Below are 19,165 nucleotides of genomic sequence, written 5' to 3'. Positions count from 1 at the left end.
TTGGTTAATTTTTTTTGGTTGGTTAAAAGTTAGTTTTATCGAATTAAAAATTCATTCTAAAGATTTTTTTGAAGTATTCTTTAAAAAAATAAGATTAATCTTGTAAATACAAATAATAGATTATACCCTCTTATTTTTTAATAGATGATAAAATATCATATACTTTTTTATTGATACTTCAATTTATCTCTTAAAAATTTCATTTTAATTTTTGACCAAATTAGCGCATTGGTAACATTATTTTAATCCCATTTCGTGTCATAATTGTGTTCAAATGATTCACGAGGCCTTGAAAACACTGAAATTTAGAAATGTGAGACGAAATGGATTGTTAATTATAAAATGTAAATTGTGAATTGGTAATTTTGGGTTTGTGAGTTGTAAATTATAAGTAGGTAATTACAGCTAAAAAACTATAATTTGTGAATTTGAAATTTGAGACGCAGAATGATTTCAGAATAAGTATTATTAAGGAATAAAGACTAATACAAATCATAACTCAAAACTTTCAAAGCAAAAAAATAACGCATCACTGCGTTATTTTTACGTTCTACAACTATCACTAAAAATTATTTAATCACATTAGCTTTTACGCCTTCGTTGGTGATAACAACGGGTTTAATAAAACCATTTTCATCAAAATGCATTTCTTCAATACAGGTTTCTCTGGAGTTTCCATCGGTTTCTGTGAGTGGTCTTCGGTGGTAAACTATAAAATACTGGTCAGAATCTGGTTTTTTAATAACGGAATTATGACCGGCACCATTGGCAATTTTAAAATCTTGTTCCAAAATTTTTCCAATTCTTTTAAATGGTCCCATTGGCGAATCAGCGATGGCGTAGGCTACGCAGTAATCGGGCCCTGTCCAGCCGCCTTCTGACCACATAAAGTAATATTTGTTATTTCTGATAAACATGAAAGGGCCTTCAACATAATTCTCTGGCGTAATTTCTTTAAAAACCGTTTTATCTTCAAAAGGAATAAAACCGGTAAAATCAGGTTTTAGTTTGGCAATATTACAATGTCTCCATCCGCCGTAAATTAAATAATGCTGTCCGTCTTTATCCCTAAATACAAACTGATCAATAGGCTGCGCGCCATTATAAAATTTATCAACGAGCGGTTTTCCTAAGTAATCTTTATAAGGCCCTTCTGGTTTTGAGGCAACGGCAATACCAATTCCGCCAATTTCATTGTCACTCTGAATATCATTTGCACCAAAAAACAAAAAGTATTTGTTTTTATTTTTAATGATAGATGGCGCCCACATTGCCTTTTTTGCCCATTTTACCGCCGAAGTATCTATAATTCTGGGATGTTTTTTCCAATTGTTTAAATCTTTTGATGAAAAAGCATCCATAAAAACCTGATCTTCATATCGGGCAGAAAATGTGGGATAAACCCAATAGGTTTTATCAAAAATAATTCCCTCCGGATCTGCATACCAGCCTTTAAATATGGGATTATTGTTTTTTTTCTGATTTGAAGCTGTTGCTTGTGCAATTGTTTTTGTGCACCAAATAAGCAGCAGAAAATATAATACTTGTTTCATAACATTTGGTTTGGTTTAAGGTTAGTTACAGCAATTTACGAAGTTTAACAATTAATTAGACCACGTATATGCCGGATTTGAATCTACTTTCATATTTAAAGTTCCTCCTTTTTTGATCGCTTCTAAGTCAATTGAAAGCTGCTTTAAGTCAGTATTATTTAGTTTTACTTCTTGTAAATAAATGCTTGTTTTAGAATTATTTTTCACGTCAATAACAAAATTATTACTGCGCGTTTTTCCTAATTTCTTAATGGTGATTTTATCAAACAAAGGACTTCCAATTTGAAATGACGGGTTAATATCAGTTAATCCTTTCACATCAAATAAACCAATAGACGACATAACATACCACGCTCCCAATTGTCCCTGATCTTCGTCCTGACCGTAACCGTAACCATGAATTCCTTCGGTTCCGTAAAATTCATCGCAGATGGCGTGAACCCATTTTTGTGTGAGATAAGGTTTTCCGGAGAAATTAAAAAGCCACGAGATATGCAGATTAGGCTGATTTCCATGGTTGTAAAAACCAGATAATCCAGCAAATGCATCGATAGTCGTTCCGCCGCCAAAAACATTTTTTTGAGATTTTGTAAAAATAGTATTCAAACGTTCGTTGAAAGTATCTTTTCCTAAAACAGAAACCAATTCCGGAACATTATGCGGAACATAAAAAGTATACTGCCACGCATTTCCTTCCTGAAAACCTCTCCACGGCTGCGACGGATCAAAATCTTTTATAAATTCTCCGTTTGCATATTTAGGCCTGATAAATGTTGTTTCCTTATCGTAAATTAGTTTCCAGCCGTCGGCTAATTTTATAAGTTTTTCATAGTCCTGCGTTTTGCCCAAAGCTTTAGCAAATTGCGCTACCGCATAAGCACTATAAGAATATTCTAAAGTATGCGAAGCCGAAAACCCTGAACCTTGCGTATTCGTTTGATAATCCATATTATCCAAATACGGCGAATAGCCTAATTCTACAAACTGTTTCACATCCATTTTTCCGGCGCCTTCAATTCTGCCTTTCCATTCTAATTCATTTTTTAGAGCGGCTTCATATCCTTTTTCTACATCAAAATTACGAATGCCAGAATTATAAGCCGAGGCTATTGCAAGTCCGGTAAAGTTTGTGCCTACGCCAGATACATATTTACTATTCGCGATTCCGTCACCAAGCCAGCCCGCATCTTTGTATACCAGAATTTGTCCCTGAACCCAGTCTGCATAATATTCAGGATATGCAAGTGCCCATAATTGCGTTAAATTCCAGAATCCTCCCCAAATGGCATCGGTATTATAATAATTGTGCTGCGGTTTTCCTTTTGCATCCAAAGGAATCTGACCTATTTTGCCATTGTTCATTGGATAAGCACCATTGACATCACTTCCTAGTCCGCGTCCTAATAAAGCGTGGTATAATCCGGTGTAAAATTTAATTTTATCATTTTCATTTTTACCTTCTACGGCTATCCTTCCTAAATAATCATTCCACGTTGCTAGACTTTGTTTTTTCGCTGCTGCGAAATTTAAACTCTTGGCTTCAGTTTCAAGATTAAGTCTGGCATTAGCTACAGATGTATACGATAAACCTATTTTTACGGTAATCATTTCATTTTCTTTGGTGTCAAAAGTGAGGTAAACTCCCGCGCCTTCTCCGGTAATTTCTTTTACATTGGCCTGAATTCCCTGTTTATTGAATGTGCCAAAAGCAGTTGGTTTTTTATCTAAAACTGCCGAGAAATACATTGATACCTCGGCTCCAGCCTGATATTTTTTCACATATTCTGGTATGGTAATTACATAACCTTCAATTCTTCCGTCTTCAGTAATCGTAACTTTTGATTCTTTAACGGCACCGCTTTCGCCTTGTCTGTTTCCAATATCAAAAATTATATTCGATTGTGAAGATTTTGGAAAAGTATATCGCTGAAAACCTACACGTTTTGTTGCTGTCAATTCTGCTTTAATTTTATAATCTTTCAACAAAACCGAATAATATCCTGATGTAGCGTATTCGTCTTTTCGGTCAAATCTCGATCTGTAACCTTCTTCCGGGTTTTCAAGGCTTCCCGGTGTTGTCTGCAATTTACCAACAGACGGTGCGAGCACAATACCTCCAACCTGAAATTCGTGCAGACAAGCAAAACCTTCGATAGAAGTATCTCTGTCGTCATAACCTGTGGCTTCCCAACCTTGTACATTGCCTATGTGCCCATTTGTAGAAGGTCCCAGTTTTGCAAGTCCAAACGGCATTGCGCCCGGAGTATAAAAAAACCAGCGGCTGTGTGCGGTTCCTATATTCGGATTTACATAATCAGACCACTTTTTTGTCGACTGCCCAAAAGTTGTATTACTGAGGAATGAAAGAACAGTTATAATGCAGCATTTTACCAGAATGTTTTTCATATCTAAAATCTTATTATTCAATTTTGCTTTTTTATTCTAATGAAATCTACTTTAAAGTAATCGTAATTCCATCTTTAAGAGTTCCTTTTCCTGTATACGTTTTACCGTCAAGTAGTACATTTACAATGATATCTTTTACATCCTTGCTGCTATTTCTTTTCCCAATTTGATCAGAAACCTTAACCACAACAGAATTGTCCTTTCTTTGAGCACTAAAAGTTACTAAAGCGTAATCTTGTTTTTGAAACCCAAAACCATCTCCTTCGTCCAGATACAAATCTCCATTTGCTTTCCCGTCTTTATCAAGGCATACAAAAAGACTCAACGGATCGAATGAATTTTCTCCAGCGTTTTGAATAATTTTTCCGGCCGGAATAATGCTTCCGCCTTTTATACTCAATTTGGCCTGATATTTATCTTGTTGGTCTCCATCAACTAAACTTAATTTTTCCCAAATTCCTGAAGGAAGTATCGGATCTTTGGCGAAAGCCGGAACTACCAAAAGATTTTCACCTAATAAAAAGGCCTGTTCTTCGGCTCTCAAACGTGAATCCTGAGCATCTGCAAAAAATACCGGAGCCATAACAGGCAATCCTGTTTCTGAAGATTCATAAAAAAGTGTGTATAAATACGGCAATAAACGGTAACGTCTTTCTAAAGCAATACGAGATGTTTTTTCAATTTCTGCGCCGTAAGCCCAAGGTTCTTTATCGTTTGTTCCAGCGCAGGCATGTCCGCGTGCAAAAGGCATAAAAGCTCCAAAACCAAGCCAGTTTGCCCATAAATCTCCATCTGTATTTCCAAGGAAACCTCCAATATCCGGACCGTTAAACGGCTGTCCTGATAATCCCAAAGTAAGCGACATTGGAACCGATAATTTTAAATGATCCCAGCCCGCATAGTTATCTCCTGTCCAGGTTGCTGCATAACGCTGTCCTCCCAATAAATTAGATCTTGTAAGCAAGAATGGGCGTTTTGATGGATTTGTTTTTAAAATTCCGTTATAAGATGCTTCTACCATTAAACGTCCGTAAGCGTTGTGATACAACAAGTGAGAACCCTGCGGTAAATTTCCGCCTCCTTTATGCGGTGTATCATACGGCATTGTTCCCAAACGTTTGTCTTCGGGAAAATCATTATCATTTACGGCAGGTTCGTTCATATCGTTCCAAACGCCGTCAATTCCTGTCGCTAAGAAATCTTTGTAAAGTCCGCCCCACCAATTTCTTGTTTTTGGACTTGTAAAATCAGGAAAAGCACAATCTCCCGGCCATACTTTACCGTGATATTCTTCTCCGTTGTTTTGCTTCACCCAAACATCACTTTGTGTTCCCGAATTATAAACAGCATAATCTTTATCTACTTTCACACCCGGATCGATCATGTAAACAGCACGAAATCCTTTTTTGTGCAAATTGTCGTTTAAGACTTTCGGATTTTTGAATCGAATACTGTCAAAAGTAAAAACCCTGTAACCCTGCATATAATCAATATCCATCCAGATTACGTCACACGGAATTTTCTTTTCCCTAAAAGTATCGGCGATTTCCATAACACGTTTTTCGCTGTCATAAGAAAATCGACATTGGTGATATCCTAATGCCCAACGAGGCGGTAATTTTATAGTTCCCGTTAATTCCGAAAGTCCTTTTATAACTTCCTGAGGAGATTTTCTATCAATAATATAAACTCTGAATAAAGCGCCTTCAGAATTATAAATAATCTGATTTGAATTGGTAATTAACTCCGCTTTCCAGGTACTGTCAAAGATAATTCCGAAAGCAGAACCATCTGCACGAACTCCCATAACCCACGGATGTGTTTGATACAATCTTTTTCCGCCTTCAACGCTGTAAGCTCCGGTATCAGTATTCCATAATTTTATCGATTGTCCGTTACGCAATAACGGACCGGTAACTTCGCCTCCGCCGTAAAGGCTTATATCGCCTTTAAGATTAAGAACGGCACTTGCTTTTTCATTTTTGAAAGTAAATTCAGGAACCAGCGACCAGTCTGATGGCAGTTTTCCTTTTGCTTTTGGTTCAGAAGCAAGAATTAACGATGGCGTTTTGTTTTTATCAAATCCTTTAGGAATAAATTCTGCAATTCTGTTCCCGACTAATGAAGATTTTAATACTGAAATTTCCTGAGCAGTTGTTGTGGTTATTCCTGCTGCAATTAAAAAGGAAAATAAAATAGGTTTTAAATTCATGTTAGTAAGTTAAATGTTATAAACGGTTATGAATCAACATATGCGAATATACTAAAACGTTTTAGTATATTTATAAAAATATTGACAAATTTTGTGTTTTTCAATTATAAGCTATGAACTGCCTTTTGCACAGTCAATAAAATGACAAGCCAAAAGACAGTTTTATTTTATTTTAAAAATAGTTCTTTTACATAGCCGGAATAGCCAGCACAGCTTCTTCCGACATTGGATCTCCAATTACAGGATTTCCGCTTTTATCCCATTTGATCTGCTGCATTCTTGGCGATCTTTTTTCGCCGCAGCCTTCTCCCGGATTAGAATTAGCATGGTACAAAATCCAGTCTTCTTTACCGTTTGGCGATTTAAAAAACGAATTATGTCCCGGGGCATATACTTTATTTTTATCGGATTGACCTAAAATAGGCTTATCCGATTTTACCCAAGCCGAAGCATCCAGTAAATTATCTTTCCCTGTAAAGGTTAAAAGTCCTAAACTATAATTATCTGTCCAGCATCCGCTTGCAGAAAAAACAATAAACACTTTATTTTTATGAGATAAAAATTGAGGGCCTTCATTTACATTTACCTGCGGCGGATTTACATCGTCATGTAATGCACCAAACAATTCCCAAGGATTTGACGGACTTGAAATTCTCATCCTGTCTCCGTCAATTTGAGTTGGGCTTTTCATTTTGGCAATATAAATATTCTGCTGTCCGTTGGTATCTCCTTCCCATCCTGACCAAATCATGTACAATTGTTTTTTATACGTAAATACATTTCCGTCAATGGCCCATTTATCTGTTTCGGCGGCAATTTTTCCTTTAAAAACCCATTCTCCTTCCATCGGATTTTTTGAATCATTTTCTAAAACATACATTCGGTGTGTATTGTTAGAACCGTTGTCTGCAGCAAAATACACGTACCATTTGTTGTTGATGAAATGAAATTCCGGCGCCCAGATTTCAGCAGAATAATCGGTGTTTTTAGGCGCAATCCAAATGGTTTTCTTTTCGGCATTTTTTAAATCTGCCAGATTTTTTGATTTTAAAAGCACCAAACGATCCTGCATGGTATGCGTGTAGTAATAATAGCCATCATGATACGTACTGTAAGGATCTGGCCCATAATCCAGAATAGGATTCGAAAAGGTTTGCTGCGCAGATGCAATATTGCCTGCGATACCAAACAGCATTAACAACAGTGTTTGTTTTAGTATGGATTTTTTTCTTTTCATAAATAACTTTTGGTGTTTTTTTGATCCATTGCTGGTCGCTTTTGTTTTTTGTTTTTTAGGTTAGATTATTCGATATGATTTTAAAAAATAACTTTTAAGAATTTCATTTGTATTATTAAAAATATAAGTAATATTGCAATCGCTCTATTGCTGTTTATTTTGAGTCCTTTCAAAATATTTTGCTTATTTTTCAACAATTCCATAATTTATATATTAAAAAAATATCAATTTAATTTTTGACCAAAGTAGCACACAGCTCACTTTATTTTTATCTCATTTTGTTTCACAATTGTGTTCAAATGGTTCAAATGTCCTTTTAAAACAAGGCAAAAGCGAGATAAAAATCAAAATGAATGCTTGTGACACAAAAGGGGAAACTATTTTTATAAAAAATTAATAAAGACATTTACATGCAGCGCTTTTTAAAACTTGGGACATTAGTTTACTTTTTCTTTTTGTCTACCACCATTTTTAGTCAGGAATATTATTTTAAACATTATAAGGTCGAAAACGGAATGTCTAACAATACCGTTTTGGCTTCTATTCAGGACAAAGACGGATTTTTATGGTTTGGTACCAAAGATGGTTTGAACCGTTTTGACGGTTATCATTTTAAGACCTTCCGAAGCGGCGCCGATCCTAAAACTTCCTTAGGAATAAATTACATTCAGTCACTGCATGAATTCAAAAATTATATCTGGGTAGGAACTGATAAAGGTTTGTATTCCTATGATAAAAAACTGGAGAAATTTACTTTTATAAACGAAGCAATCAACAACCGTATTAATGATATTGATAATGATTTAAAGAATAATTTATGGTTTATTTCTATTGGAACATTAATTAAATATAATGTTGACACCAAAGAAACCAGAATGTTTGACGGCAGAAATTCCTTTTATGCCACTTCGATAACCTGCGATAAAAATGGCGTGATCTGGGTTTCTTCTTACGATGATTTATACCGCTATTCTGAAGCGACGCAGAGTTTTGATAAGATTAAAGTGCAAATGCCCAACAGTACTTTTTCAATCTCTGTAATTTATGCTTTAGATGCTAACTCGATTTTAATTGGAACGCGTGATCATGGTATTTACAAATATGATGTGGCAACGGGAAAAACTGCACCTTTTATCAATGATGTCGAAAAACCGGTTTTTGTTCGTCAGTTTAAAAGAAACAAAAATGAATTGTGGATTGCCAGCGAATCTGGTGTTTATATTTATAATTTAAAGAATAAAACAACCCGAAATCTACGCAAAAGTCCGAGTGATCCTTATGCGATTTCAGACAATGCGGCGTATTGTATTACAATTGATAAAGAAAACGGTGTCTGGATTGGGACTTATTTTGGCGGTGTCAATTATCATCAAAAACAATACGATCAGTTTAAGAAATATTTCCCTAGAAAAAGTGAAAATGCAATTGTTGGAAGTGCCGTTCGGGAAATTCACAAAGACAATCAGGGAAATCTCTGGATTGGTACTGAAGATGCCGGAATCAACAAGTTTAATTTGCAGACTAAGAAATTTGTAAATTTTAAACCCGATGGAACAAAATCGGGACTTTCATTTTATAATATACACGGCGTTTTACCCAGAGGTAATAAAATCTGGATTGGAACTTTTGAACACGGACTGGACGTTATGGACGCTGCAACCGGAAGGGTTATCAAACATTATGACCATACGACAAGCAGTTTTAAAAGTGATTTTATTGTTACGTTTTACGAAACTCCCGATAAGAAATTATACGTAGTAACATCTGTTGGAATTTATTTGTATGATGAGAAAAATGACAGTTTTAAAATCTGTGATTATTTTTCAGAAAGCACACATTTTACCTGTATGTTTAACGACAAAGACGGGAATTTATGGGCGGGATCTTATCGCGACGGATTGTTTTATTATAACCCAAAAACGAAAGAAAAAGCAGTTTACAGACACGATTTTAAAGAGGATAAAAGTATCAGCAATGACTTTATCACTTCGATTTTTCAGGACAAGCAGAACAACCTTTGGATTGCTACCGAAAATGGGTTGAATTTATTTGATTTTAGAACGAAAGCATTCAAAAAATTCACGACTAAAGATGGTTTTTCGAGCAACGTAATTTATTCTATTTTACAAGATGAAAATCAGAATTTATGCATAACCACTTCAAAAGGATTAGTCAAATTTAATTATAAAACAAAAGCAGTTAAAATTTTCACGACAGCAAACGGTTTACTGAGCGATCAGTTTAATTACAGCTCTGCTTTTAGGGATTCAAACGGAGATATGTATTTTGGAAATCTGAACGGAATGATTAGTTTTAATCCTAAAAATTTCAGCACTTACAAATACAATCCTCCCATTTTCATTACGGGACTTCAAATTAATAATCAGGATGTAATTGTAAATGATAAAGATTCTCCGCTTGACGAATCTGTTTCGTATATCAAGAAAATTACTTTAAAAAGTGACCAGTCCAATTTTAATATCGATTTTGCTTCGTTAAGTTACACCGCTCCTGAACTTACGCAATATTGGTATAAGCTTGACGGAATCAGCGATGACTGGGTTTATCTGAATAAAAACAATAAAGTGTTTTTTACTGAACTTCCTTCCGGCAGTTATAAATTCAGGGTAAAATCGTTAAGCGCGGGCGGAATCTGGAGTAAAGAAGCTGTCGTAGAGATTACTATTTTACCGCCTTTTTGGGCAAGCGGTTATGCTTTTTTCTTGTATTTTTTAATTATTTCGGGATGTCTTTACTGGCTTTTACGTAGATATCATCATATGAATATCAAGGAAAATAACCAGAAAATTGCCAACCTGAATAACGAGAAAGAGAAAGAAATTTATCATGCAAAGATTGAATTTTTTACTAATGTCGCACATGAAATACGAACACCTTTAACGCTGATTAAAAGTCCGTTAGAAAGTTTATTAAAAAGAACGTACGAGTCTCCGGAAATTATCCCGAATTTATCTATAATGGAGAAAAACACTTCCCGTTTATTGAATTTGGTAAACGAGCTTCTGGACTTTAGAAAAACAGAAATGGAAGGTTTGGGACTGACTTTTGTGGAAACAAATATTTCATTATTAGTCAGACAATTACATTTGCAGTTTACACCTTTAATTGAAGAAAAAAATATTCACTTAGAATTAGTATTAGGAGAAAAAAACATCTATGCTTTTGTTGATGAAGAAGCCATTCGAAAAATCCTGACCAATTTAATTAGCAATGCTATTAAATATGCTAAAAAAGAAGTGATTATAACTTTGTTCAGAGATGAAGATTCACTGGAATTTATCGTTAAAAATGATGGAAATTTAATTCCGAAAAGCCTTAAAAGTAAAATTTTCGAACCTTTCTTTAGAATTTTAGGTTCTGAAACACAAACCGGAACCGGAATTGGATTATCTCTCGCCCACTCTTTAACGGAACTGCATAACGGAACTTTAAAACTGCAGTTTGTAGACGATTCGATGAATACGTTTGTTTTGCGACTACCGCTGCGTCAGCAAAGTGAATTTCATTTGTATAAAGATTCGGCAGATACGATAAAAGATAATGATGAAGAATTTGAAAATGAGATTACGGCTAAAAATGTAAAAACCCAAATCCTGATTGTGGAAGATAATCTGGAACTGCTCAATTTTATGAGTAAAGAATTGAGTAAAGAATATAAAATCTATAAAGCTGCAAACGGTGAAGAAGCTTTAAAGATTATTCACAATCAATCGATTCATATTGTTATCAGCGATATTACAATGCCTGTAATGGACGGAATTGAATTGTGCAGCCGTATTAAATCTAATATCGAAACCAGTCATATTCCGGTGATTTTATTGACTGCTTTAAGTGCTATCCAAACTCGTATTAAAGGCCTCGAATCTGGAGCTGATGCTTATATTCCGAAACCATTTTCAATGGATTTTATATTGGCGCAAATCGATAATTTATTGTCAAACAGACGTCACGTTATGGAGTATTATGCGAGTTCTCCGTTATCACATTTAAAATCTATTGCCCATAATACCATCGACGAAGAATTTATTAAAAAACTGGATGATATTATCGATCAAAATATGGCCGACACGAACTTAAGTGTTGAATCTCTTGCCGATATTCTGCACATGAGCCGTTCAACTTTATACCGAAAAATTAAAGATATTTCCAATCTAAGTCCAAACGAGCTGATTAATAACGCCCGTTTGAAAAAGGCCGCAGAATTACTGCTTTCAGGCAAATACAAAGTCTATGAAATCGCCGAAATAGTGGGCTATAATTCGCAGTCAAGCTTCAGCAGAAATTTCCAAAAAAGCTTCTCGATGTCGCCATCGGAGTTTATTAACGCAAACGAAAAATAATTATTAATGGTTAATTGTGAATGGTTAATGATTAATGATTATATGGTTTCTCATAATTAACAATTAACCATTCACAATTAATAATTACTTCAAAATTGTTTCCTGAAGTTCTTCCAGCGTTTTTCCTTTGGTTTCCGGCATCATGAAAATGACAAAAAACAACTGGAAAACCATCATAATGGCGAAAATCAAAAACACGGCGGCTGCTCCAATCGTGGAGAATAAAAACGGAATCATCGATGGAATAATAGCAGCCAAAACCCAATGCGTGGAGGAACCAAATGCCTGACCGCTGGCTCTTAAATGGTTTGGGAAGATTTCTGAAATAAAAACCCAGATTACCGCACCTTGTCCTATGGCGTGTGAAGCTATAAATAAAAACAGAAAAATTGGAACCTGCAGACCTTCCCACTTAAAGAAAAATGCTGCAGCAACCAACCCTAAGGAAATTATATAGCCTATTGATCCTATGTACATCAAAATTTTTCTTCCTAAAACATCAATTAAAAAAACACCAAAAAGTGTAAATATTAAATTGGTTATTCCGATACCTACACTGCTCATTAAAGCGGCACTTTCGCCCAAACCTGCTTCTGCAAAAATTCTTGGAGCGTAATATAAAAAAGCATTTATACCCGAAAATTGATTGAATAAAGCGATCAAAAATGCTAATAGCAACGGAAATCGGTATTTCTTTAGAAATATGGTTTCGCCTTTTTTATCGTCACTGTCGTTTCCCAAATGCATTTCGTGCAGTAAATCTTCAATTTTGGCTGTAGGATCTATTTTTTCTAAAACTGCTTTTGCCTCGGTTATTTTTGATTTTGATAAAAGCCAACGTGGACTTTCGGGAATTGTAAATACTACAATCGTATAAAAAAATGCCGGAAAAGCCATTATTCCAATCATCCATCTCCAGGCATTTTCTCCTGCATCGCGCAGTAAATAATTAGACAAAAACGCCATTAAAATTCCTAAAACAATATTAAACTGATACAGCGAAACCAATCGTCCTCTGTCTTTTGCCGGAGCAATTTCAGAAACATAAGCCGGAGCCGCAATAGTTGATGCGCCAATTCCCAATCCGCCTAAAAATCTAAAGAAAGCAAAAGTCCACGGGTCATTTGCTAACGAAGAACCTATTGCCGAAACAAGGAATAAAATACCAATCCAGATCAGCGTTTTTTTACGTCCTAATTTGTTCGTGGGAATTCCGCCAAAAATAGCACCCACAACCGTTCCCCAAAGTGCCATTGCCATGACAACAGAACCATGAAAAACATCAGATGTATGCCATAATTCCTGCAGTTTAGTATCTGCTCCAGAAATCACAACGGTATCAAAACCAAATAAAAAACCGGCCAATGCGGCGGTAACAGACCATAATAGTATTTTATTCATAATAAGTATTTGTTAGTATCATCCATATAAAAACTCACAAAAAACTATAGTAACTAAAAAAAATCACATAATTTTTTATCAAATGTAAAAAAAATATTTTCAAATACTAAAACGTTTTAGTATTTTTATTAAATTATTAAATGTTTAATTTTTCAAAATCAAAAAATTGCTATTCAACAAAACTTAAAAACTACAACCGCAAAATAAACCACATGAAAAAAACAATTATCATAGGCTTGTTAACCACAACATTTGCCTTGAATGCACAAGTCTACAAAGACCCCAAAGCGCCCGTTGAAGAGCGGGTCAAAGATTTACTCGGCCGCATGACGCTGGAGGAAAAAGTAAATTACATAAACGGTACCAACTGGATGTATACCAAAGAAATCAAACGCTTAGGAATTCCACAATTTAAAATGAGTGACGGCCCTGTAGGAACTAAATCCTACGGAAAAAGCACTGCCTACCCTGCCAGCGTAATGAATGCTGCCACATGGAATACCAGTTTGGTTTACGATCTGGGCGTTGCATTAGGAAGGGATTCACGTTCCAGAGGTATCAATTTTCTTTTAGGGCCTGGCGTAAATATTGCACGCGCGCCAATGACGGGACGTAACTTTGAATATTTGGGAGAAGATCCGTTTCTCTCAGCAGCGTTAGCCGTTAATTATATAAAAGGGGTTCAAAGTCAGCGTGTGGTGGCAACCGTAAAACATTTTGCCGCTAACAATCAGGAATATGATCGAAATTTTGTTTCTTCGGATATTGATGAACGAACTCTTCAGGAAATTTATCTGCCTGCTTTTAAAGCCGCTGTGCAAAAAGCAAAAGTCGGCGCAGTTATGAACAGTTATAATTTGCTAAACGGCGAACACACTTCGCAAAATGCGCATTTGAATTTAGATATTCTAAAAAAAGACTGGAAATTCGACGGCATTTTAATGTCTGACTGGGGCGGCGTTCATGACGGAATTGCAGCATTTAAAAACGGAACAGATCTCGAAATGCCGGGTGATGAACATATGCTTCCAACATTACTTCTGCCCGCTTTAAAAAGTGGTGAACTTCAGGAAACAACTTTAAATGATAAGGTTTCACGAATTTTAAGAGTTTGTTTCAGCTACGGTTTTTTTGACCGAAAACAAACCGACGAAAGTATTCCGAAAGATGATCCTAAAAGTGTCAAAGCTGCTTTAAAAATAGCTCAGGAAGGAATTGTTCTTCTAAAAAATGAGAATAACATTCTTCCTATAAATCCCGCAAAAACTAAAAAAATTGCTTTTATCGGGCCAAATGCCAATTCATTTAATGCAGGCGGTGGAAGTTCTCAAACAGAACCTTTTCATTTTAGTACGTATTATGACGGATTTAAAACTGCTGCAAAAAATAGCACTGTAACGTATGCAATGGGAATTCCGAGTTTGAATGCCTTATCTGAACAATCTGTTTTTTATTTAGAACCGGGTTCTCAAACTGTTGGTTTGAAAGCAGAATATTTCAATAATAAAGATTTATCAGGAATTCCATTGGAAGTAAGAAAGGATAAAATTGTCGATTTTTCGTGGGTTCAGACTCCAAATGTTATCGGAATGGGTCAGGATAATTTTTCTGTAAGATGGACAGGCGTTATCAAACCAACAAAAACTGCTGTTTATAAATTTGCTGTTCGAGGCGATGATGGCTATCGCTTATTTATCAACGATAAAATTGTACTGGATTACTGGAGTGACCACGGCCCTATCGAAAAAAATGCGGAACTTACTTTAAATGCTGATACAGAATACAAAGTAAGACTGGAATATTATGAAAATAGCGGAGATGCTTCCATAACATTTGCGTGGTTTGAACCAAAAGAAGAAAATTTCAACGAAGCTATAAAACTAGCTTCCGAAGCCGATATTGCTATTCTTTGCGTAGGTTTTAATCAGCAGATTGAGCATGAAGGAGATGAAAGACCTTTTGAACTTCCGGAAGCTCAGGAAGAATTGATAAAAGTGGTTACAAAAGCAAATCCTAATACTATTGTGGTTTTAAACGCCGGAGGAAATGTGTATATGCAAAACTGGCTTCAAAACATTAAAGGTCTGGTTCATACTTTTTATGCCGGGCAGGAAGGCGGTGCGGCATTAGCAGATATTCTACTGGGAAAAATAAATCCAAGTGGAAAACTTCCGGTAAGTTTCGAAAAAAACTGGAAAGACAATGCCACTTACAACAATTATTATGATACCGATAATGATAAAAGAGTGCAATACAAAGAAGGTTTATTTGTAGGTTACAGACATTATGATAAAAATAATATTGAACCGCAGTTTGCTTTTGGTTTTGGATTATCTTACACGAGTTTTCAATACAGCGATCTTAAAGTTTCCTTACAGCAAAACGAGGGCAAAATATCTGCTAATGTTACTTTTAAGGTAAAAAACACAGGAAATGCAGATGGTGCTGAAGCGGCACAATTATATGTTCGCGATATTGTTTCTCCAGTCGAAAGACCTGTGAAAGAATTAAAAGGATTTAGCAAAATGTTTCTGAAAAAAGGGCAAACCAAAGAGTTTAAAATAACGCTGGACGAAAGTGCTTTTTCGTATTACAAAACAGCTCTAAAAGATTTTGGTTATGATGCAGGAGAGTTTGAAATTTTAATTGGTGCGTCATCAAAAGATATTCGATTAAAAGAAACCATTACTTTAAATTAATAAACAGCATAATGATAACTAATGACCGAAATTTTAAATTTATGATGCCACCATTATTAAAAAATCAAGCTTCCAAAATTTTATTATTTTTAATTCTGATCCTGAACCAAAATTCAATTTTTGCCTTTCAAAAATTAGAACAAAACCTTTCTGCTCAGGATACTGCCAAAGTTCCAAAAGAAATTGAAGATCCGGAAAACATTGGCATAAATAAAGAAGCTGCTCATGCAACCTTAATGCCTTATGCTTCACTCAAAGAAGCACTTACTGCTAACCGACACGCTTCAACTTTTAGTAAAAGTTTAAACGGAATGTGGAAATTCAACTGGGTCGACTGGCCGCAAAAACGTCCGGTAAACTTTTACAAAACAGATTATGATGTATCGAAATGGAAGGAAATAAAAGTCCCTTCAAACTGGCAGATTGAAGGTTACGGAACGCCTTATTACAGCAATTACAATTATATTTTTCAAAAAGATTTCCCTAAAGTTATGAGCACGCCTCCTGAAAAATTTACGGCTTTTCATGAAAGAAATCCTGTGGGAAGTTACCGCCGTGATTTTACTGTTCCCGAAAACTGGAAAGGAAGACGTATTTTAATCACTTTTGATGGTGTTGATGCCGGTTTCTTTATTTGGGTAAACGGAAAAAAAGTAGGTTACAGCGTAAACAGCCGTAATGCCGCAGAATTTGACTTAACAAAATATCTTGTTGCCGGAAAAAACACGCTTGCTGTTGAAGTATATCGTTTTACAACCGGAAGTTATTTAGAAGATCAGGATATGTGGCGATTAAGCGGAATTTTTAGAAATGTAACGCTTTGGAGTACGCCTCAGCAGCATATTCGAGATTATTTCATCAAAACTAATCTGGATAAAAATTATAAAGATGCCGATGTTTTGGTTACAACAAAAATTAAAAACTATGGAAATACAGCAACAAAACCTCGTTTAATTGAAGCTGCTCTTTATGATGGAGAAAACCCTGTGACTAAAGCTGTTGGAAAGAAAAATATTCCGGCCTTGAAACCCGGTCAGGAAATTACGGTTGATATAACTTTTCATGTCAGCAATCCTAAAAAATGGACTGCAGAAACACCTGCTCTTTACACCACTGTAATTAATTTAAAAGAAGGAAAAAATACAATCGAAACTTTATCATCAAAAACAGGTTTTAGAAAAATTGAAATTAAAGGAAGATTATTTACTGTAAATGGCACAGCGATAAAACTAAAAGGTGTTAATCGCCATGAAAACTGGCCGGACGACGGTCATGCGGTTACAGAAGAACAAATGATAAAAGATATTCTTTTGATTAAACAAGCCAATTGTAATCATGTGAGAACGAGCCATTATTCTAATGATCCGCGATGGTATGAATTATGCGATCAATATGGCCTTTATTTAGTTGCCGAGGCCAATGTAGAATGTCACGGCGCAATGAATGAATTTAATGATGAACCGCGAATGAAAGCGGCAATTGTTGATCGAAATGTGGCGAATACTGAAAATTTTAAAAATCATCCTTCGGTTTTAATCTGGTCTTTGGGAAATGAAAACGGAACGGGCGGTGTAAACTTCAGAACGGCTCTAAAAACAATTAAGGAAATTGATCCAACGAGACCTACTCATTATGAAGGTTTTGGTATTGCGTTGAATAATCCGGCAGATATTGACAGCCAAATGTATACGGATGTTTTTAATTTAGAAAAACATGCTAACGATGCCTCTTTAACCAAACCATTTTATTTATGTGAATATGCGCATGCCATGTTTAATTCGATGGGATCTGTAGATATCTACAATGATTTATTTGATAAATATCCGGCTTTGCTTGGCGGTGCTATCTGGGAATGGCAGGATCAGGGAATTTATAATAATCGTGATCCTAAACATCCTATAACGGCTTTTGGTGGTGGTTTTGGCGAATATCCAAACGATCAGTATTTTATTCATAAAGGTGTTGTTTTTTCCGATAGATCATTAAAACCGCATTATCCGGAATTAAAGCATGCGTATCAATGGATTACGATTGTAGATAAAGACAGTAAAAATGGACTTTTCACGATTAAAAACCGTTACGAAACCAAGAACTTAAACAGTCTTACTGCTACATGGGAATTAACGCAAGATGGCAATTTAAGAGCTTCAGGGAATCTAAAAACCGGTTCTATTAATCCTGGTGAAGAAAAAGAGATCAAAATCCCTTTAGATATTTTGTATAAACCGGGTTCAGAATATTTCTTACGGATTTCATTTGCTCTTGCCGAAGATGAATTATGGGCCAGTAAAGGTTTTGAAGTAGCTTCGCAGCAATTTGAACTTCCGGTAAATATTCCGCCAATTTTACAACATATTGCAGAAGCAGATTTATCTGTAAAAAACAGTAAAAACTTTATTCAGCTTATTGGAAGTGATTTTAAAATTGAGTTTGATAAAAACAAAGGAACGTTTTCTAAAATTGAAAAAAACGGTAAAAATCTTTTGCAGGAAAATGGAGGACCGCTTTTACATTTATGGCGCGCACCGCACAGAAAAGACGATATGTGGGCTTATGAAAATTGGGATAAATATGGTTTACAAAACATTAAATGGACAGCAAGCAACATAAAAACGCAAAAAATATCAAGCGGCAGTTTTGAAATCAAAGCGACTTTAACCGGAACGGGCAAAGAAAACTTTAAAGTAATACACAACGTTTTTTATACCATTAGCGGAAACGGTTCTATTAAAGTCACGAATGATGTGAGTTTTAATGATCCCAATTTAATTTTAGGCCGAATTGGTGTTCGTTTGTTTTTAGATAAAGATTTAAACCAATTTGATTATTTAGGACGCGGACCAATGGAAAATTATCCTGATCGAAAAAGCGGTTTTGATGTTGGTCATTATTACAGTTCTGTAAACGAACAATTAACGCCTTATGAAAAACCTATGGAAGCCGGAAATCACGAAGATGTACGCTGGGCAAATATAAAATCTCAAAATGGTTTGGGATTAACGATCAAGCAAGGTGATGATTTACTGCAGGTTGCTGCGCTGCCCTACAGTGATGAAGAAATGGAAAATGTAGAATATAAAATAGACTTACCTAAAAGTAAAGGAACTGTTTTGTGTATTTCGCATAAAACGTTAGGCGTTGGTTCGTGGGGATGCGGACCAAAACCTTTAGAACAATATTTGGTGTATGCAAAAGCAACTTCGTTTAATTATGAAATTGATTTGAATTCGAAATAAGATTTTAAATTCGTTAACCAGAAATAAAAAAAGCATTAGTAAATCGTACTAATGGTTTTT

General features: G+C 35.3%; 8 protein-coding genes. 3 read left to right on the top strand and 5 right to left on the bottom strand.

Annotated elements, in window-relative coordinates; all coding sequences use genetic code 11:
• Positions 1 to 569: 569 nt before the first annotated feature.
• From NLJ00_RS17125 to NLJ00_RS17110, 4 genes are all read right to left on the bottom strand, one after another.
• Complete coding sequence (locus NLJ00_RS17125; RefSeq protein ID WP_256634706.1) at positions 570 to 1,553, bottom strand: glycoside hydrolase family 43 protein; 984 nt, start codon at positions 1,551 to 1,553, stop codon at positions 570 to 572.
• Positions 1,554 to 1,604: 51 nt separating this feature from the next.
• Positions 1,605 to 3,980, bottom strand: coding sequence for a GH92 family glycosyl hydrolase (locus NLJ00_RS17120; protein WP_256634705.1), 2,376 nt, complete (start codon positions 3,978 to 3,980; stop codon positions 1,605 to 1,607).
• A gap of 25 nt (positions 3,981 to 4,005) precedes the next feature.
• The gene (locus tag NLJ00_RS17115; RefSeq protein WP_256634704.1) at positions 4,006 to 6,171 is read right to left on the bottom strand and encodes a TIM-barrel domain-containing protein; all 2,166 of its coding nucleotides are present in this window, start codon (positions 6,169 to 6,171) and stop codon (positions 4,006 to 4,008) included.
• 187 nt (positions 6,172 to 6,358) lie between these two features.
• Positions 6,359 to 7,408: a glycoside hydrolase family 43 protein gene (locus NLJ00_RS17110; protein WP_256634703.1), complete on the bottom strand. Its 1,050-nt coding sequence runs from the start codon at positions 7,406 to 7,408 to the stop codon at positions 6,359 to 6,361.
• A gap of 410 nt (positions 7,409 to 7,818) precedes the next feature.
• Between NLJ00_RS17110 and NLJ00_RS17105 the strand changes: the two genes are divergently transcribed.
• A complete protein-coding gene (locus NLJ00_RS17105; RefSeq protein WP_256634702.1) occupies positions 7,819 to 11,769 on the top strand; it encodes a hybrid sensor histidine kinase/response regulator transcription factor in 3,951 nt (1,316 codons plus the stop codon).
• Positions 11,770 to 11,853: 84 nt separating this feature from the next.
• Here the strand turns inward: NLJ00_RS17105 and NLJ00_RS17100 are convergent, their stop codons facing one another.
• Complete coding sequence (locus tag NLJ00_RS17100) at positions 11,854 to 13,170, bottom strand: sugar porter family MFS transporter (RefSeq protein WP_256634701.1); 1,317 nt, start codon at positions 13,168 to 13,170, stop codon at positions 11,854 to 11,856.
• Between the two features lie 212 nt (positions 13,171 to 13,382).
• Here NLJ00_RS17100 and NLJ00_RS17095 point away from each other — a divergent pair, with 212 nt between their 5' ends.
• Entirely contained in the window at positions 13,383 to 15,869 is a 2,487-nt protein-coding gene (locus tag NLJ00_RS17095; protein ID WP_256634700.1) for a beta-glucosidase, read from the top strand.
• A 41-nt stretch (positions 15,870 to 15,910) separates the two neighbouring features.
• Complete coding sequence (locus NLJ00_RS17090; protein ID WP_256634699.1) at positions 15,911 to 19,105, top strand: glycoside hydrolase family 2 TIM barrel-domain containing protein; 3,195 nt, start codon at positions 15,911 to 15,913, stop codon at positions 19,103 to 19,105.
• Positions 19,106 to 19,165 lie beyond the last annotated feature (60 nt).

The sequence above is a fragment of the Flavobacterium panici genome (assembly GCF_024499525.1).
In the GTDB taxonomy this organism is placed as follows: Bacteria; Bacteroidota; Bacteroidia; order Flavobacteriales; family Flavobacteriaceae; genus Flavobacterium; species Flavobacterium panici.
The sequence above is the reverse complement of the archived record's forward strand: the minus strand, read 5'-3'. Positions and strand labels throughout refer to the sequence as shown.

What these genes read in the sequence shown, in the direction of transcription:
- NLJ00_RS17125 (WP_256634706.1), bottom strand. Translation starts at nt 1,553, where the DNA reads ATGAAACAAGTATTATATTTTCTGCTGCTTATTTGGTGCACAAAAACA.
- NLJ00_RS17115 (WP_256634704.1), bottom strand. Translation starts at nt 6,171, where the DNA reads ATGAATTTAAAACCTATTTTATTTTCCTTTTTAATTGCAGCAGGAATA.
- NLJ00_RS17110 (WP_256634703.1), bottom strand. Translation starts at nt 7,408, where the DNA reads ATGAAAAGAAAAAAATCCATACTAAAACAAACACTGTTGTTAATGCTG.
- NLJ00_RS17105 (WP_256634702.1), top strand. Translation starts at nt 7,819, where the DNA reads ATGCAGCGCTTTTTAAAACTTGGGACATTAGTTTACTTTTTCTTTTTG.
- NLJ00_RS17100 (WP_256634701.1), bottom strand. Translation starts at nt 13,170, where the DNA reads ATGAATAAAATACTATTATGGTCTGTTACCGCCGCATTGGCCGGTTTT.
- NLJ00_RS17095 (WP_256634700.1), top strand. Translation starts at nt 13,383, where the DNA reads ATGAAAAAAACAATTATCATAGGCTTGTTAACCACAACATTTGCCTTG.
- NLJ00_RS17090 (WP_256634699.1), top strand. Translation starts at nt 15,911, where the DNA reads ATGATGCCACCATTATTAAAAAATCAAGCTTCCAAAATTTTATTATTT.